Annotated in this window: 16 protein-coding genes; 10 read left to right on the top strand and 6 right to left on the bottom strand. The window is 75.1% G+C overall.

Annotation, left to right across the window (positions count from 1 at the left end):
- Positions 1–294 precede the first annotated feature (294 nt).
- The 3 genes from JOE63_RS20135 to JOE63_RS20125 all read left to right on the top strand — a co-directional run bounded on the left by JOE63_RS20135 (position 295) and on the right by JOE63_RS20125 (position 2,006).
- The gene (locus JOE63_RS20135) at positions 295–921 is read left to right on the top strand and encodes a DinB family protein (RefSeq protein ID WP_087470103.1); all 627 of its coding nucleotides are present in this window, start codon (positions 295–297) and stop codon (positions 919–921) included.
- A gap of 50 nt (positions 922–971) precedes the next feature.
- Positions 972–1,670, top strand: coding sequence for a DsbA family oxidoreductase (locus JOE63_RS20130; RefSeq protein WP_087470102.1), 699 nt, complete (start codon positions 972–974; stop codon positions 1,668–1,670).
- A gap of 156 nt (positions 1,671–1,826) precedes the next feature.
- Positions 1,827–2,006 (top strand): hypothetical protein, encoded by a 180-nt coding sequence (locus JOE63_RS20125; protein ID WP_204543221.1) that lies wholly within the window; start codon positions 1,827–1,829, stop codon positions 2,004–2,006.
- 77 nt (positions 2,007–2,083) lie between these two features.
- Here JOE63_RS20125 and JOE63_RS20120 read toward each other — a convergent pair whose 3' ends face one another.
- Together JOE63_RS20120 and JOE63_RS20115 are read right to left on the bottom strand one after the other, a co-directional pair.
- Positions 2,084–3,094: a DNA-3-methyladenine glycosylase family protein gene (locus JOE63_RS20120; protein ID WP_307840264.1), complete on the bottom strand. Its 1,011-nt coding sequence runs from the start codon at positions 3,092–3,094 to the stop codon at positions 2,084–2,086.
- Between the two features lie 120 nt (positions 3,095–3,214).
- Complete coding sequence (locus JOE63_RS20115) at positions 3,215–3,811, bottom strand: ribonuclease H family protein (RefSeq protein WP_204543220.1); 597 nt, start codon at positions 3,809–3,811, stop codon at positions 3,215–3,217.
- A 193-nt stretch (positions 3,812–4,004) separates the two neighbouring features.
- Here JOE63_RS20115 and JOE63_RS20110 point away from each other — a divergent pair, with 193 nt between their 5' ends.
- Positions 4,005–4,730: a DedA family protein gene (locus JOE63_RS20110; RefSeq protein ID WP_204543219.1), complete on the top strand. Its 726-nt coding sequence runs from the start codon at positions 4,005–4,007 to the stop codon at positions 4,728–4,730.
- Between the two features lie 90 nt (positions 4,731–4,820).
- On the opposite strand, the gene JOE63_RS20105 is transcribed toward JOE63_RS20110, so the two are convergent.
- Entirely contained in the window at positions 4,821–5,201 is a 381-nt protein-coding gene (locus tag JOE63_RS20105; RefSeq protein WP_087470098.1) for an FKBP-type peptidyl-prolyl cis-trans isomerase, read from the bottom strand.
- 137 nt (positions 5,202–5,338) lie between these two features.
- Here JOE63_RS20105 and JOE63_RS20100 point away from each other — a divergent pair, with 137 nt between their 5' ends.
- The 3 genes from JOE63_RS20100 to JOE63_RS20090 all read left to right on the top strand — a co-directional run bounded on the left by JOE63_RS20100 (position 5,339) and on the right by JOE63_RS20090 (position 9,367).
- Positions 5,339–6,505: a VIT1/CCC1 transporter family protein gene (locus tag JOE63_RS20100; protein ID WP_087470097.1), complete on the top strand. Its 1,167-nt coding sequence runs from the start codon at positions 5,339–5,341 to the stop codon at positions 6,503–6,505.
- A 106-nt stretch (positions 6,506–6,611) separates the two neighbouring features.
- Entirely contained in the window at positions 6,612–7,745 is a 1,134-nt protein-coding gene (locus JOE63_RS20095) for a hypothetical protein (RefSeq protein WP_204543218.1), read from the top strand.
- A gap of 86 nt (positions 7,746–7,831) precedes the next feature.
- Entirely contained in the window at positions 7,832–9,367 is a 1,536-nt protein-coding gene (locus JOE63_RS20090; protein WP_204543217.1) for a hypothetical protein, read from the top strand.
- A 141-nt stretch (positions 9,368–9,508) separates the two neighbouring features.
- On the opposite strand, the gene JOE63_RS20085 is transcribed toward JOE63_RS20090, so the two are convergent.
- Entirely contained in the window at positions 9,509–10,939 is a 1,431-nt protein-coding gene (locus tag JOE63_RS20085) for a GntT/GntP/DsdX family permease (RefSeq protein WP_204543215.1), read from the bottom strand.
- On the bottom strand, positions 10,936–11,571 hold the full coding sequence (locus JOE63_RS20080; protein WP_204543213.1) for a gluconokinase: 636 nt from the start codon (positions 11,569–11,571) through the stop codon (positions 10,936–10,938). Before JOE63_RS20080 ends, JOE63_RS20085 begins: the two co-directional genes overlap by 4 nt.
- 168 nt (positions 11,572–11,739) lie before the next feature.
- On the opposite strand from JOE63_RS20080, the gene JOE63_RS20075 reads away from it, so the two are divergent.
- On the top strand, positions 11,740–12,441 hold the full coding sequence (locus tag JOE63_RS20075; RefSeq protein WP_204543211.1) for a FadR/GntR family transcriptional regulator: 702 nt from the start codon (positions 11,740–11,742) through the stop codon (positions 12,439–12,441).
- Positions 12,442–12,502: 61 nt separating this feature from the next.
- On the opposite strand, the gene JOE63_RS20070 is transcribed toward JOE63_RS20075, so the two are convergent.
- Positions 12,503–12,961, bottom strand: a complete 459-nt coding sequence (locus tag JOE63_RS20070; protein WP_204543209.1) for a MarR family winged helix-turn-helix transcriptional regulator — start codon at positions 12,959–12,961, stop codon at positions 12,503–12,505.
- Positions 12,962–13,141: 180 nt separating this feature from the next.
- Here JOE63_RS20070 and JOE63_RS20065 point away from each other — a divergent pair, with 180 nt between their 5' ends.
- Positions 13,142–13,960, top strand: coding sequence for an aldo/keto reductase (locus tag JOE63_RS20065; protein WP_204543880.1), 819 nt, complete (start codon positions 13,142–13,144; stop codon positions 13,958–13,960).
- Positions 13,961–14,035: 75 nt separating this feature from the next.
- Positions 14,036–15,307: an MFS transporter gene (locus tag JOE63_RS20060; protein WP_204543207.1), complete on the top strand. Its 1,272-nt coding sequence runs from the start codon at positions 14,036–14,038 to the stop codon at positions 15,305–15,307.
- Positions 15,308–15,358 lie beyond the last annotated feature (51 nt).

Raw genomic sequence — 15,358 nt, 5'->3', positions numbered from 1 at the left:
CCTGCGGGGGTCCTCCAGCAGGATCACCCGGCGGGGCCCGGAGCGCGCGTCGGGCGGGTCAGCCGGGGACGCCGTCGACCCCGTTGATCGCGAGGAACACGACGAGGGCGCCGAGCAGGACGACGGCGATCCCGGTGGCGACGAGCAGGACGGTACGGGGGCGGACGCGCACGAGGACTCCGGGGGACGGGGACGGGTCGATCCCATTCTCGCGCGCAGGCGTCGGTGGGTCCGGCTAGCGTCGGGCGGACACTGACGGACGGGCGGCGACGGCGCCGCGGGGAGGGGAGCGAGATGGTGCACGAGACGGCGGACGGGGAGATCGCGTACGGGAGCCCCGAGTTCGACTGGACGATCCTCACGGTCCCGACGACGCTCGCGGTCGTGCGGGGCCAGCTCGGGTTCTCGTGGCTCGAGGTCGCGGAACGGCTCGCGACGCTGACCCAGGCCGAGCTCGAGTGGGAGCCGGGGCCGGACGCGCTGCGCGTCGTGCGCCGTGGCACCGAGCGCACGTCGCGCACGCTCGGCGTCGGCGACTGGGTGATGGAGTGGCCGGACGGTCCGGACTCGCCGCAGCCGCGGACGATCGCGTGGCTCGTCGCGCACCTGACCGAGGCGTTCTTCGAGCGCTGGGAGTGGACGTTCGGGCCGCACGAGCGCCGCCGCGACTCCGTGACGTTCTCGGGCGAGGTCGGACCGGCGGTCGCGGGGTTGCGGCGCGAGGTGGACCGGTGGCGGGCCGGGGTGGACGCGCTGCCGGACGAGGGGGCGTTCACGGTCGGGCTGAGCCAGGCGACGGAGATCGACGCGCAGGCGCCGTTCGTCCACCTCGTCGCGCACATGAACCGCGAGCTGATCCATCACGGCGCGGAGATCATGGTGCTGCAGGACCTCTACCGTGCGGCGAACGTCACGCCCTGACGTCGGCCCGCGAGGGAATCGTGCGGTCGTCCAGGCGGTTGCACGGTCACATGACCACGAACAGCCCCGTCGCGACGGACGCGTCGGCTCCCACGGTGAAGATCGACATCTGGTCCGACGTCGCGTGCCCCTGGTGCTACGTCGGCAAGCGACGTCTCGAGACGGCGCTCGGCCGGCTCGCCGAGGCCGGTGACGGCCCGCAGGTCGACATCGAGTACCACTCGTTCGAGCTGGCGCCGGACACTCCCGTCGACTTCGACGGCACCGAGGTGGACTTCCTCGCGGGGCACAAGGGCATGCCCCGCGCGCAGGTCGAGCAGATGCTCGGGCAGATGACGCAGCTCGCCGCGGCCGAGGGCCTGGCCTACGACTTCGACGCGCTCCAGCACACCAAGACGCTCACCGCCCACGAGCTGCTGCACCACGCGAAGGCGCACGGCAAGCAGGTCGAGATGAAGGAGCGCCTCCTCAAGGCGTACTTCGAGGAGGGCCGCCACGTGGGCCGTGTCCAGGAGCTCGCGGACCTCGCGGCGGAGGTCGGGCTCGACCGCGCCGAGGTCGTCGCCGCGCTCGAGGACGGCCGCTACGCCGAGGACGTCCAGGCGGACATCGACCAGGCACGTGCCTACGGGATCAACGGGGTGCCGTTCTTCGTCGTCGACGGCCGGTACGGCGTCTCGGGGGCGCAGGACCCGGCGGTCTTCGTCCAGGTGCTGCAGCAGGCCGTCGCGGAGCGCGACGCCGCCTGACCTGTCCGATCTGCGAGACGAGGTACGGAGAGCGACGTATCTCACACCCCGGTGCGGTGGACCTGCGACTCGGTATCACCGAGACTGGGACGCAGCCCGCACCGACGCCGGCTCCACACGTGCACCGGCGCCCGTGATCCCACGAGGAGGCCCCAGATGACCGACACCACGACGAACCTCTACCACTCCATCGCGAACCCGCGCCGCACCACGCTCATGAGCGTGAGCGCCGCGGACGCGGCCGCCCCGCACCGCGAGACCGCACCCGCGCTCACGCTCGTGGGCGCGGACGACGCCGCGGCCTGCGTCGACGGGGTGTGCGCGCTCCCCGAGTAACTGTGAGTGCATGAATTAGTCGCCGGAACGTGCCGTTCCGGCGACTAATTCATGCACTCAGCGGGGCGCGTGCGCCGTCAGTTCGCGCGGTGGTCCTGGATCGAGAGGCGTGGGCCGCGCCGCGGGGCCTGCGCCCTGCCGGAGAGCTCCAGGAGCCGGACCACGCGGTAGCGGTGCGGGGAGTACGGCGCGAGGAGCTCGAGCATGCGGTCGTCGTCGACGCGCTCGCCGACGAGCGCCCAGCCGACCGCCTTGGCGAGGTGGTAGTCGCCTACCGACACGGCGTCGGCGTCGCCGAGCGCGCGCTGCGCCACCTCGGCCGCGGTCCACACGCCCACGCCCGGGACCGCCTGGAGCCGGGCGTGGGCGGCGACCGCCCCCTGGGCGTCGAGCAGCGCGCCGCACTCCTCGAGCCGGCGGGCGACGCGTGCCGCCGCGACGACCGTCCGCGCGCGACCCGGGTCGACGTTCGCCCGGTGCCAGTCCCACGACGGGACGCGTGCCCACGTGGCGGCGTCGGGCACGACGAGCATCCCGGCGTCGCCCGCGGGACCGGGTGCGCGCTCCCCGTACCGGCGCAGGAGCCAGCCCCACGACCGCCACGCGGCGACCGTCTGGACGCGCTGCTCGAGGATCGCGGGGACGAGCGCCTCCAGCACGCGACCGGTGCGGGGGATGCGCAGCCCGGTGCTGCGACGGTGCGCGTCGCGCAGGGGCGCGGGCGGGACGAAGCCGGTGTCGTCGTCGTGCTCGCCCAGCAGGTGGGGGAGGGCGTCGAGCGCCTCCTGGGCGCCGGGTCCCCACGCGTGCCCGACGACGTCGCGCGGCCCCGTCTGGGCGAGGCGGCAGGTCGCGGGGCCGGCAGGCATCCGCGTCGTGCGCCAGACGTCCCCGGACGGCATGCGGCGGAACGTCGGGTCGTACGGCCCCCGGGAGAGCCGGGCGAGCGTGAGGTGCAGGTCGAGGGGACGCTCCGACCGGAGGCGCCGGACGAGCGGCTCGCCGACCACGTGGTGCGCGACCGCGCCCGGAGGGTCGCCGACCGCGTGCTCGGTGGGCCCGGGGCCCGTGCGCGGCAGGACGGTCACCGGACCATCGTCGCACCCGCCGCCGACGGTCGAGCTCGACGTTGCGCGGCGTCGAGCACGACGTTGATGGCGCTATCCGCTCGATAACGACACCAAGGTCGTGTTCGGCGGGTGGGGGCGTCAGTCGAACAGGGTGTCCATGTCCCACGCAGGCTCCGAGGTCGGCTGTCTCGGTGCCGGGACGTGCGAGGCGGCGGTCGGGACGGGCGCGGTGGCCGGCGCACGGCCGACCGGTCGCGTGGGGTCGCCGAGCTCGGGGACGAGCGTGCCGTCGAGATCACCCCGACCGGCGGCCCAGTCCTGGGCGGCGAGGCCCGCGAGCTGGTCGGCGCGCTCGTTGAACGGGTCGCCGACGTGGCCGCGCACCCAGCGGAACCGGACGGGCCCCGCGCGCTCGGTGATGACCCGGTCGATCGCCTGGACGAGCTCGAGGTTCTTCACCGGCTGCCCGCCCGCGGTGCGCCACCCCTTGCGCTTCCAGGCGACGACCCACTCGGACGCGCACTTGATCGCGTACTGCGAGTCGGACTCGATGAGCAGCGGCTCCGCCCCGGGGTGCGCACGGACCGCCTGGAGCAGCGCGGTCAGCTCGGCGACCTGGTTGGTCCCGCTCACGGCGCCGCCGGAGTCGAACGTGCCGTCGTGGTTGATCCACGCCCACCCGATGGCGCCGCCCGGGTTGCTCAGGCACGAGCCGTCGGTGCTGACAGTGATCACAGCGCTCCTCGATCACGGACGTCCCCGCCCGCCGGCTGCGGCGCGGGGAGGCGAATGCGTCGAGCCACATTGTCCCCCGGACCGGAGGGTCGTGGGACCACGTGTCCGCGGGCGCCCGGTCGGGGTCGCCTCAGGGGAGAACCGGGGGGATACCCCATGGTGCCGGGCGGCCGCGCGGTCGAGGCTGGGACGCATGGTCGCGTGGGTCGTGGAGCTGTGGGGACAGGTCGAGGCGTGGCTGCTCGCGCTCGTCGACTCGGTGTGGGCGCTGCCGACGCTGTTCGCGACGACCGCGGGCGACGGGTTCTTCCCGCCGATCCCCGGCGAGACCGTGATCGTCATGCTCGCCGTCGGAGCGCAGTCCGGCGGGGGTGTCGCCTGGGGGCTCGTCCTGCTCGTCGCGGCGCTCGGCGCCTGGTGCGGCGACCAGCTCGCCTACGCGCTCGGCCGGGCGGTCGGCACGCGCGCGCTGCCGGTGCTGCGCGGCCCGCGCGGTCAGCGCGCCGTCGCGTGGGCGACGCGCTCGCTCGACCGGCGCGGCGCGTCCGTCGTCCTGGGCGCGCGGTTCGTGCCCGTCGGGCGGACGGCGGTCAACGTGACCGCGGGGGCCGTGGGCTTCTCGCGCCGCCGCTTCATGGCGCTCTCCGCCGTCGCGTCGGTCGTGTGGGCCACCTACTCGGTCCTCATCGGCACGCTCGCCGCCGCCTGGGTCGGCGACAGCCCGCTCCTCGCCGTCGTGGTGGGCGTCGTCGGCGGGATCCTCCTCGGTGTCCTCGTCGACACGGTGGTCCGCCTCCGGGCGGCCCGCCGGGAGCGAGGCACCGCTCCGGTGCCGGGACCCGTCGCGAGCACGGCGTCCGGCGCGCTCGCCCCGGAGACGGACGCGGCGCTGGTCACGTGCCCCGGCCCCGCGCGGTAGGGCCCGGTCGCACGACGGCGACGCCCGGCAGGGCAGACAGCGAGAGGGCCCCGGTCGACGACCAGGGCCCTCTCGCGCGTCAGCGGTCGGTCAGGACACGCCGAGCAGGTCGATGACGAAGATCAGCGTCTTGCCGGACAGGCGGTGGCCGCCGCCCGCGGGGCCGTAGGCGAGCTCCGGCGGCACGACGAGCTTGCGGCGCCCGCCCACCTTCATGCCGGGGATGCCCTGCTGCCAGCCCGCGATGAGGCTGCGCAGCGGGAAGTTGATCGACTGCCCGCGGTTCCACGAGGCGTCGAACTCCTCGCCCGTCTCGTACTCGACGCCGAGGTAGTGCACGTTCACGGTCGCGCCCGGCGTGGCCTCGGGGCCGTCGCCGACGGTGATGTCCTCGACGACGAGCTCCGTGGGGGCGGGCCCCTCCGGCGCGTCGACCTCGGGGCGGGACAGCTCGTTCTCTCCAGTGGTCATGCTCCGATCCAACCACGACGCCGGGCCACGGGTCGGGTACGAGGTTGGGGACGCCCGGAACGCGGGTCGGGGGGACCCGCCGGACCTCGTTCGGCCGCGCGCAACACGGCGAGGCCGGACATCGCCATCATGGACGCATGCCCACGACACCCGCGCCGCAGCCCGGCACGCCGTCCGAACGCCCGGTGGGGGACCGGACCAGGGAGGCGTCGCCCCCCGGCCCGCCGACCGCCGTCGGGCACGCGCCGACCCCGCAGGAGATCCGCCGGTGGCGCCGGTTCCTCGCCGACGAGCGCGCCGAGGCCGCCGTCTACCGGGACCTCGCGAGCCGGCGGAGCGGGGAGGAGCGCGACATCCTGCTGGCGCTCGCGGACGCGGAGAGGCGGCACGAGCAGCACTGGCTCGACCTGCTCGGCGACGACGTCGGCAAGCCCCTGCGCGGCGACTGGCGCACCCGGACGCTCGGCTGGCTCGCGCGCCGCTTCGGCGGCGTGTTCGTGCTCGCGCTCGCCCAGCGCGCCGAGGCGCGCTCGACGTACGAGACCGACGCCGACGCCACGCCGAGGATGGCCGCCGACGAGCGGATCCACGAGGAGGTCGTGCGCGGGCTCGCGACGCGCGGGCGCAACCGCATGTCGGGCACGTTCCGCGCCGCGGTGTTCGGCGCGAACGACGGGCTCGTCTCCAACCTCGCGCTGATCCTGGGCATCGGGGCGTCCGGGGCGTCGAACAGCACCGTCCTCCTCTCGGGGCTCGCCGGGCTGCTCGCGGGCGCGCTGTCGATGGGTGCGGGGGAGTACGTGTCGGTGCGCTCGCAGCGCGAGCTGCTCGACGCCTCGACGCCCAGCCCGCAGGCGTCCGCGGCGCTGCCCGACCTCGACGTCGACGCGAACGAGCTCGCGCTGGTCTACCGGGCGCGCGGCATGGCGCCCGCCGAGGCCGAGGACCACGCCGCCGACGTCCTCGCGACGTACACGCAGCAGACCGTGATCGCCCCGCCGCCCAGCGCGGACGAGCACGAGACGCACGGCACGGCCATGGGGGCGGCGGTGTCGTCGTTCCTGTTCTTCGCGTCCGGCGCGCTCATCCCGGTGCTGCCCTACCTCTTCGGTCTCACGGGGTTCGTCGCCGTGGGTGTCGCGACGCTCCTCGTGGGGATCGCGCTCCTGGCGACCGGTGCGACGGTCGGCCTGCTCTCGGGGACCTCGCCCCTGACGCGGGCGCTGCGGCAGATCGGCATCGGCTTCGGTGCGGCTGCCGCCACCTACCTGCTCGGCCTGGTGTTCGGGGCAACCGTCGGGTGAAATCGGACGCTCCCGGTGGTGGGCGTCACAGGGACGTGCCTACCGTGAGCCCGGACGGGCCTGCCGGCCCGCCCCTTCGCTGCACCGACGACCCCCGGGGCGCACGATGGACGCGACGCACGACGCGCAGGGCAGGCGCGCACCAGCCGCCCGCCGCTGGCTCGTGCGCGCTCTCGTGGCCGGCGGCGGCCTCGGTGCGGGCCTCGCGTTCGCCGTGGTGACCGCGGGTGGCGCGTCCGCCGCGGACGACCCGCTCGGACTCGGCAAGGCACTGTCACCGGTGACCTCGACGGTCCAGGCCGTCGTCGACCCGGTCGTGCAGGACGCCGTCCAGCCTGTCGTGCGCGACGTCGTCGCCCCCGTCGTCCAGCCGGTCGCCCCGGTGGTCGAGAGGGTCGTGACCCCGGCCGCGCCCGTGGTCGAGGAGGCCGTGCGGCCTGTCGCACCGGTCGTCGAGCAGGTGGTCGAGCCGGTCGCTCCCGTGGTCGAGCAGGTCGTCGCGCCCGTGGCGCCCGTCGTGCAGCCCGTGACCGACGCCGTCGCCCCCGTGACCACGCCCGTCCTCGACGTGGTCGTGCCGGCCGTGACGCCGGTCGTTGGTGCGGTCGCCCCCGTGGTGAACCCCGTCCTCGGGGCGGTGTCGCCCGCACTCGACCCGGTGACACCCGTCCTGGAGGCGCTGACCCCGGTCCTCGACGTCCTGGCGCCGGTCACCGACCCGGTCCTCGGCCCGGTGACCGGGCCGCTCGCGCCGCTGGACCCGCTCGCGCCCGTGCTCCCCGAGGCACCCGCGACCGGCCCGGAGGCGCCGGGCCCTGCCGGTCCGACGGGGCCGGGATGGACAGGCCCTGCTGAGGTCGAACCCGCCGTGCCGTCCGTGCCGCTGCTGGGCGGCGAGCTGCCGCCCGCGCCACCGCCCGACGCGGACCGCGCAGGCCCTCCGACCTCCCTCGTCAGCGCTCCCCGGGGTGGGAGCCTCCTCGACGCTGCCGGCGCTCCGCCCGGCGCGGCCCTGCCCTCCGGCGGTCCCGCGGCCCCCGGCGGCGTCCCGTCCGACGGCGGCCTCGGCACCGCTCCCGCGCCCTCCGGCAGCGCCCAGCGCGCCGGGTCGGGCGGCGACCCCGCGGCGCTCGGCCACGGTGCCGACGCCCCTGCGCTCTCGTCCTGGACCGCCGTCGTCGACGACGCGCGGTCGAACCACCCCTCGACGTTCTTCGAGGTCCCCGTCTCTCCTGCCTGACGTGGCTCGCGTCGCGCCCCGAGCGCGGCAGACGCGACCCGGCGCCGTCGTGCGCCAGCCACTTCTGAGCAGGAGAGAGAACGATCATGCACACCTTCGTTCGACGCGCGCTGCGCACAGCGCTCGTCACAGGCGGCCTCGTGGTCGTCGGGGCCGGAGCGGCCCACGCAGCCGAGGGCGACCTCCTCGGCGACCTCGGGCTGGACCTGTCGGTCGAGGCTCCGCTGAGCCAGGTGACCGAGGTCCTTCCCGACGTGTCGGTGGACGTCCCGGTGAACGTCCCCGTGACCGTGTCCGACGTCGCGGTGGGGGTGCTCGGAGACGCCTCCGTGATCCCCGCCCCGGCGGCCGAGCCGGCCCCCGCACCGGCACCCGAGCCCGTCGCGGCGGACCCGGCGGACGTGGCCGTGGACGTCCCGGTCACGATCCCGGTGGACGTGTCCGGCGTGGCGGTCGGCGTCCTGGGCGACGCCGCCGTCGCACCCGCCCCGGCGGCCGAGCCCGCTCCCGCGCCGGAGCCCGCCCCGGCACCCGAGCCCGCTCCGGCGGGTCCGGCCGACGTGGGCATCGACGTGCCGGTGACGATCCCCGTGGACGTGTCCGGCGTGGCCGTCGGCGTCCTGGGCGACGCCTCGGTGGCACCGGTCGCAGAACCGGCCGCTCCGGCGCCCGGCACCGGCGGCGACGACGGCACGACTGCGGGCGAGGGCTCCGGCATCGACGTCGACGCCCCGATCACCGTCCCGGTCGACGTCTCCGGCGTGGCCGTCGGCATCGGCGGCGACGCGACCGTCGGTGGCGGCACCGCCGGAGAGGGCCCCGGCGACGGGGCCGGGCCGGACGGTGACCCGGGCACGGGCCTGCTCGACGGCGTGCTGGGCGACGGCGGTCTGGTGGACGACCTGCTCGGCGACGGGCTCCTCGGCGACGACGTGCTCGGCGGGGACGACGGCCTCCTGGACGGCGTGCTCGGTGAGGACGGTCTCGTCGACGACCTGCTCGGCGACGGTTCGGGCGACGGTCTGCTCGACGGGGTGCTCGGGGAGGACGGCCTGCTGGGCGACGGGCTCCTCGACGGGGGCCTGCTCGGGGAGGACGGCGTCCTCGGGGCGCTGCCCGACCTCGGCGTCGACCTGCCGGTGACGGTCCCCGTGACCGTCTGCGGCGTGGGTGTCGGCCTGCTGGGTGACGCCTCAGCCGCGTGCCCCACGGCCGCCGTCGTGCCCACGGACCCGACCGACCCGACGGACCCGACGGACCCGACCGACCCGACGGACCCGACGGACCCGACGGACCCGACCGACCCGACCGACCCGACCGACCCGACCGACCCGACGGATCCTGCTGACCCGGGGTCGACGGACGGTACGGACGGCACGGTGGTTCGCGTGCTGCACCCGATCGGCACCGGCGCCGGCACCATGGCCACCACGGCCGCCGGGACGACCGTCGCCGCGTCGGGCCCGACGGCCCTCGCGACGACGGGTGCGGGTGGTGACCTGGGGCTGCTCGTGATGGCCGGGCTGCTCACGCTCCTCGGCCTGACGCTCCAGCGCTTCCGCCGGAAGTCCTGGGTCGCGGACCCGGACGCCTACACCCCGGTCTTCACCGACCGGAGCTGACGTCCGTCACGACGGGACCGCCCGGGCCGAGCGCCCGGGCGGTCCTCGCGGCGCGGTCGTGCCGGACCTGGCCAGGGAGCACCCGGCGTGACCGTGCCGGGGCGGCGCCGTGCGTTCGCGCGGCGCCGCCCGCCCGTGCCGCTAGACGACCAGGCTCAGCAGGAGGACCACGAGGAGCGCGACGACGGACAGGACGCACTCCATGAGCGACCACGTCTTGAACGTCTGCCCGACGGTCATGCCGAAGTACTCCTTGACGAGCCAGAACCCGGCGTCGTTGACGTGGGACAGGAACACGGACCCGGCGCCGATGGAGAGCACGAGCAGCGCGGCGTGCGTGGGCGGGAGGGTCGCGGCGATGGGCGCCATGATGCCCGCGGCGGTGATGGTCGCGACGGTCGCGGAGCCGGTGGCGACGCGGATGAGGACGGCGACGAGCCAGCCCGCGAGCAGCGGCGTGATGTTCGCGTCGGAGATCCCCTTCGCGACCACGTCGCCGACGCCCGAGTCGACGAGCGTCTGCTTGAAGCCGCCGCCGGCGCCGACGATGAGGAGGATGCCCGCGATCGGCGCGAACGACGAGTCGACGAGCTTGCTCACCTGGTCGCGCGTGCGACCGAGCGCGGAGCCGAGCACGACGAGCGAGACGAGCGCGGTGATGAGGAGCGCGACGAGCGGCGTGCCGATGAACTCGAAGACGCGGCCCCAGCCGGTGTCGATGGACCCGCTGACCTCGACGAGGGTGCGCGCGAGCATGAGGATCACGGGCAGCAGGACGACGCCGACGGAGACGGCGAAGCTCGGGCGCGGCGCGTCCTCGTCGCGCTCGGAGACACCGAGCACGGACGTGGGCGGCGGGAGCGGCACCCAGCGTGCGAGGGGCTTGGCCAGCAGCGGGCCGGACACGATCACGGTGGGGATCGCGACGAGCAGGCCGAGGCCGAGCGTCAGGCCGAGGTCGGCGCCGAGCGCGTCGATGGCGAGCAGCGGACCGGGGTGCGGCGGCACGAGGCCGTGCAGCGCGGACAGGCCCGCGAGCGCGGGGATGCCGACGAGGATCGGGTTGGTCCGGACGCGCTTGGCCACGAGCATGACCACGGGCACGAGGAGGACGACGCCCACCTCGAAGAACAGCGGGATCCCGATGACGAACGCGATGAGCGCCATGGCCCACGGCAGGCGCTGCGGCGTCGTCTTCCCGAGGATCGTGTCGACGATCTGGTCGGCGCCGCCGGAGTCGATGAGCAGCTTGCCGATGATCGCGCCGAGCGCGATGAGGACGCCGACCCCGGCGACGGTCGAGCCGAGCCCCACGGAGAAGCTGGTGAACGCGTCGACGAAGTCGATGCCGGCCACGACCGCGAGCACGGCCGAGCCGATCATGAGCGCGAGGAACGGGTGCAGCTTGAGCCACACGATGAGGACGACGATCGTCGCGATGCCGACGACGGCGGCGAGGATGAGCTGGGCCGTCCCGGCGTCGGTCGCGGGCGTGTCCTCCGCGGCGCGCGCGACGGCCGCGACGGCGGACGGGGCGAACGTCGTGGCGTGCTGGGTGAGCGTGCCGATCATCGCTCGGCCCCCGTCCCGGTCGCCGTGCCGGTGGCGGAGCCCGTGCCGGCCGCGCCGCAGCCGGCGCGCCGGTCGAGCACGAGGTCGGCGATCTCCTCGGGCGTGCGGGTGACGTCGACCGTGAAGCCGGGCTCGTCGTCGTCCAGGGGCTCGAGCGTGGCGAGCTGGGAGGGCAGGAGCGACGTGGGCATGAAGTGGCCGCTGCGGTGCTCCATGCGCTCCGCGAGGAGCTCGGGGCTGCCGTCGAGGTGGACGAAGCAGACGCGGCCGCGCGCGGTGCGCAGCAGGTCGCGGTAGGAGCGCTTGAGCGCGGAGCAGGTCACGACGCCGGAGCGACCGGCCTCGGCCTCGGCGCTCAGCCAGTCCCGGATCGCCTCGAGCCACGGCCAGCGGTCCTCGTCGGTGAGCGGGGTGCCCGCGCTCATCTTCTCGATGTTGGCCTGCGGGTGGAACTGGTCGGCCTCGGCGTACTCGGTCCCGAGGCGCTGCGCGAGCAGCGTGGCGACCGTCGTCTTGCCCGAGCCCGCGACGCCCATGACGACGAGGTGCTGGGGCCGCTCCGTGGGCTCTGCGGGGTCCTGGGCGGTCGCGGCGCTCTCGGCGTGGACCGTGGTGCTGACGTCCGTGTCCATGTGTCGACTTCCGTGTCGGGCGGGGCGTCCGGTGCGGGTGCCGTCTCGTGCGCGGCCCCCGTCCCGGGTGGCGACCGTCGTGGTCCCCACTGCCGACCACTGTGCGGCATTGGTAGCACCTTTGGCAAGTGATTGATATCACCAATGAGCGCCACTAGGCTGCTGCCCATGGCGACGACGGTCCTGCACACCACCGTGCTCGACGCTCTCGGACGTCGTATCACCAGCGGAGACGTCGCTCCGGGCGCGCCGCTCACGCTCGAGTCGATCGGGTCCGAGTTCGGGGTCTCGCGCACCGTCGCGCGCGAGGTCATGCGCCTCCTCGAAGGGCTCGGCCTCGTGCGGTCGAGGCGTCGCGTCGGGCTCGTCGTCCTCGGCATCGAGGAGTGGAACGTGCTCGACCCGCGCGTCATCCGCTGGCGCCTCGAAGGCCCGGGCCGCGACCCCCAGCTCCGCACGCTCACCGAGCTGCGGCACGCCGTCGAGCCGCTCGCGGCCGCAGGAGCGGCGGTCCACGCGACGGACGACGAGCGCGCCGAGCTCGTGGCGGCGGCCGCGCGCATGCGGAGGCTCGGCGAGGCGGGTGACCTCGAGGAGTTCCTCGCGCTCGACGTGCGCTTCCACGAGCTCCTGCTGCGCGCGAGCGGCAACGAGATGTTCGGTGCGCTCGCGGGGGTCGTCGCCGCGGTGCTCAGCGGCCGGACGCACCTGGGTCTCATGCCCGCGTCCCCCGTGCCCGAGGCGCTGGACCAGCACGAGGCCGTCGCGCGCGCCGTGGCGGACGGCGACCCGCGCGCCGCCGAGGCGGCGATGGCGGCGATCGTCGGCGAGGTCCGCGCCGCGCTCGGCGGGGTCGACCCGCCGGCCTGACCGGTCGCGCGACCCCTGCCGGGCTCCGCGCGCCGGGTCGGGCGACGCCCCGCCGGTCGGGCTACGCCGCGTCGGCGGGGGCCGGGAGCGCGTGCAGCGCGTCGACGAGCGGCGCGAGCTCGGGGGCCTGGGTCGCGTCGTGCAGGGCCGCCTCGAGCGTCGCGTCGTGGGTGGGCCGTGCGGCGAGCAGGAGGGCCTCGCCCGCGGGCGTGAGCTCGGTGTAGATCCCGCGGCGGTCGTCCTGGCACAGGATGCGCGTGAGGAGCCCACGGTCCTCGAGCCGGTTGACGAGCCGGGTCGTCGCGCTGGGGGAGAGCGCGGCGGCGCGCGCGAGCTGCTGCATGCGCATGTGCCAGCCGTCCTGCCGGGAGAGCGCGTCGAGCACGGTGTACTCGACGACGGAGAGGTCGTGCTCCGCCTGCAGGGCGCGCTCGAGCGCGGCGTCGATGAGCCCGTGCAGCGCGGCGAGCGTGCGCCAGCCCTGCGCGCGGATCTCGACGGCGTCGTCGGCGATGCCCATGGGGTCCTCCTCGGTGCGTGCGTGCGGTCACAACTATAGCGCTTGTGCAACTAATCGGCGTGTGCAACTATCGATAGCGCGCGTCTGCAACAAGTGCAGACGCCGGGTGAACGCGTACGCAACGCGATCCCTTCCCGCTCGTCCCCCAGGAGCCCCTTCGTGTCCTCGACCACCACGTCCATGCCCCGCACGACCCTGCGCGGCGGCACCTCGATCCCGCAGGTCGGCTTCGGCGTCTTCCAGGTGCCCGACGCCGAGACCACCCGCGCCGTGAGCCTCGCCCTCGAGGCGGGGTACCGGAGCGTCGACACCGCGGCGATCTACGGCAACGAGGCGGGCGTGGGCCGCGCGCTCGCCGAGTCCGGCCTCGCGCGCGACGACGTCTTCGTCACGAGCAAGCTGTGGATCGACTCCCTCGCGCGCGACGCCGTCCGCCCCGCGCTCGAAGCGTCGCTCGAGCGGCTCGGCCTCGACCGGCTGGACCTCTACCTGATCCACTGGCCGTCGCCCGCCCGCGGCCGGTACGTCGAGGCGTGGGAGGGCCTCGTCGCCGCCCGCGACGCGGGCCTCGTCCGCGAGGTCGGCGTCTCCAACTTCGAGCCCGCGCACCTGCGCGCGGTCATCGCGGCGACGGGTGAGACGCCCGCCGTCAACCAGGTCGAGCTGCACCCCGCGCTCCAGCAGCGCGCGCTGCGCGACGTCCACGCCGAGCTCGGGATCGTCACCGAGGCCTGGAGCCCGCTGGGTCAGGGCACGGTCCTCGACGACCCGGCGGTCGTCCGCGTCGCCGCCGCCCACGACGTCACGCCCGCCCAGGTCGTCCTGCGCTGGCACCTGCAGCAGGGCACGGTCGTCATCCCCAAGTCCGTGACCCCCGCGCGGATCGCGTCGAACGTCGACGTCCTCGGCTTCGCGCTCACGGCCGACGAGGTCGCCGCGATCGACGCCCTCGACGCCGCCGGCCGCATCGGACCGCACCCCGACACCTTCGAGGGCTGACCCGACGGCGCGCGCCCCGGCCCGCGCCGCACCTCGCCCGCGAGTCCCGCACCTTCCCGGAACCAGGAGATCGTCATGCCAGTCGCCCTCTGGGCCCTCGCCATCGGGGGCTTCGGCATCGGGCTCACCGAGTTCGTCATCATGGGCCTGCTGCCCGAGGTGGCCGCCGACTTCGGCGTCACCGAGACCGTCGCCGGCTACCTCATCTCGGGCTACGCGCTGTCCGTCGCCGTCGGCGCGATCGGCCTCACCGCGGCCCTCACGCGCGTCGACCGCAAGAAGGCCCTGCTCGGCCTCATGGTCCTGTTCATCGCGGGCAACCTGCTGTCCGCCGTCGCGCCGACGTACGAGGTCATGCTCCTCGGCCGCGTCGTCGCGGCGCTGTGCCACGGCGCGTTCTTCGGGATCGGCGCCGTCGTGGCGGCCGACCTCGTCGCGCCCGAGAAGCGCGCCGGCGCCATCTCGATCATGTTCGCCGGGCTGACCATCGCGAACGTGCTCGGCGTCCCGTTCGGCACGTTCCTCGGCCAGGCCGCCGGGTGGCGCGCGACGTTCTGGGCCATCACCGCCATCGGCGTCGTCGCGCTCGCCGGGATCGCCTTGCTCGTCCCGTCGCGGGTGGGGTCGCCCGACGGCGCCCCCGCACCCGGCGCGGCCACCGCGCCCGGGGCGGACCGCGCGTCCGGCCCTACGGGCCTGCGCGGCGAGCTCGCCGCGTTCCGCAGCGCGCAGGTGTGGTTCTCGATCGCCATCACCGTGCTCGGGTTCGGCGGGATGTTCGGCGCGTTCACGTACATCGCGTTCACGCTCACCGAGGTGGGCGGGTTCACGACGGCGTCGGTCCCGTGGCTGCTCGTGCTGTTCGGGGGCGGGCTGTTCGTCGGCAACCTCGTCGGCGGGCGCGCGGCCGACCGCCGGCTCGGCACGACGCTCGTCGTGCTCTTCGCGGCGCTCACCGTGGTGCTGGGCGTCTTCGCGCTCACGGCGACGAGCCAGGTCATGACGGTCGTCAGCCTCGTCCTCATGGGCGCCTTCGGCTTCGCGACGGTCCCCGGGCTCCAGATGCGCGTCATGTCCTTCGCGCAGGGTGCGCCGACCCTCGCGTCGGGCGCGAACATCGCCGCCTTCAACGTCGGCAACGCGCTCGGCGCCTGGATCGGCGGCCTGACCATCGCCGCCGGGCTCGGCTTCACGTCGCCCCCGTGGGCGGGCGCCGCGATGACGGCCGTCGGGCTCGTCGTCCTGCTCTTCGCGGTCCGCGCCCGAGGCGGCGAGTGGTCGCGCGCCGTGCGTCCCCCGCACGACACGGTGCCCGCCCCCGCGCCGGAGGCACGGGCCGCCGTCTGACACCCGTGCCGAACCCGGGGTCCTTCCTCACGACCGGCGCGTCGTGGGGAA

The organism is Cellulosimicrobium cellulans (genome assembly GCF_016907755.1).
Classification (GTDB): domain Bacteria; phylum Actinomycetota; class Actinomycetes; order Actinomycetales; family Cellulomonadaceae; genus Cellulosimicrobium; species Cellulosimicrobium cellulans_D.
Note: the sequence above shows the minus strand (reverse complement) of the source record. Positions and strands in the feature narration are given on the sequence as shown.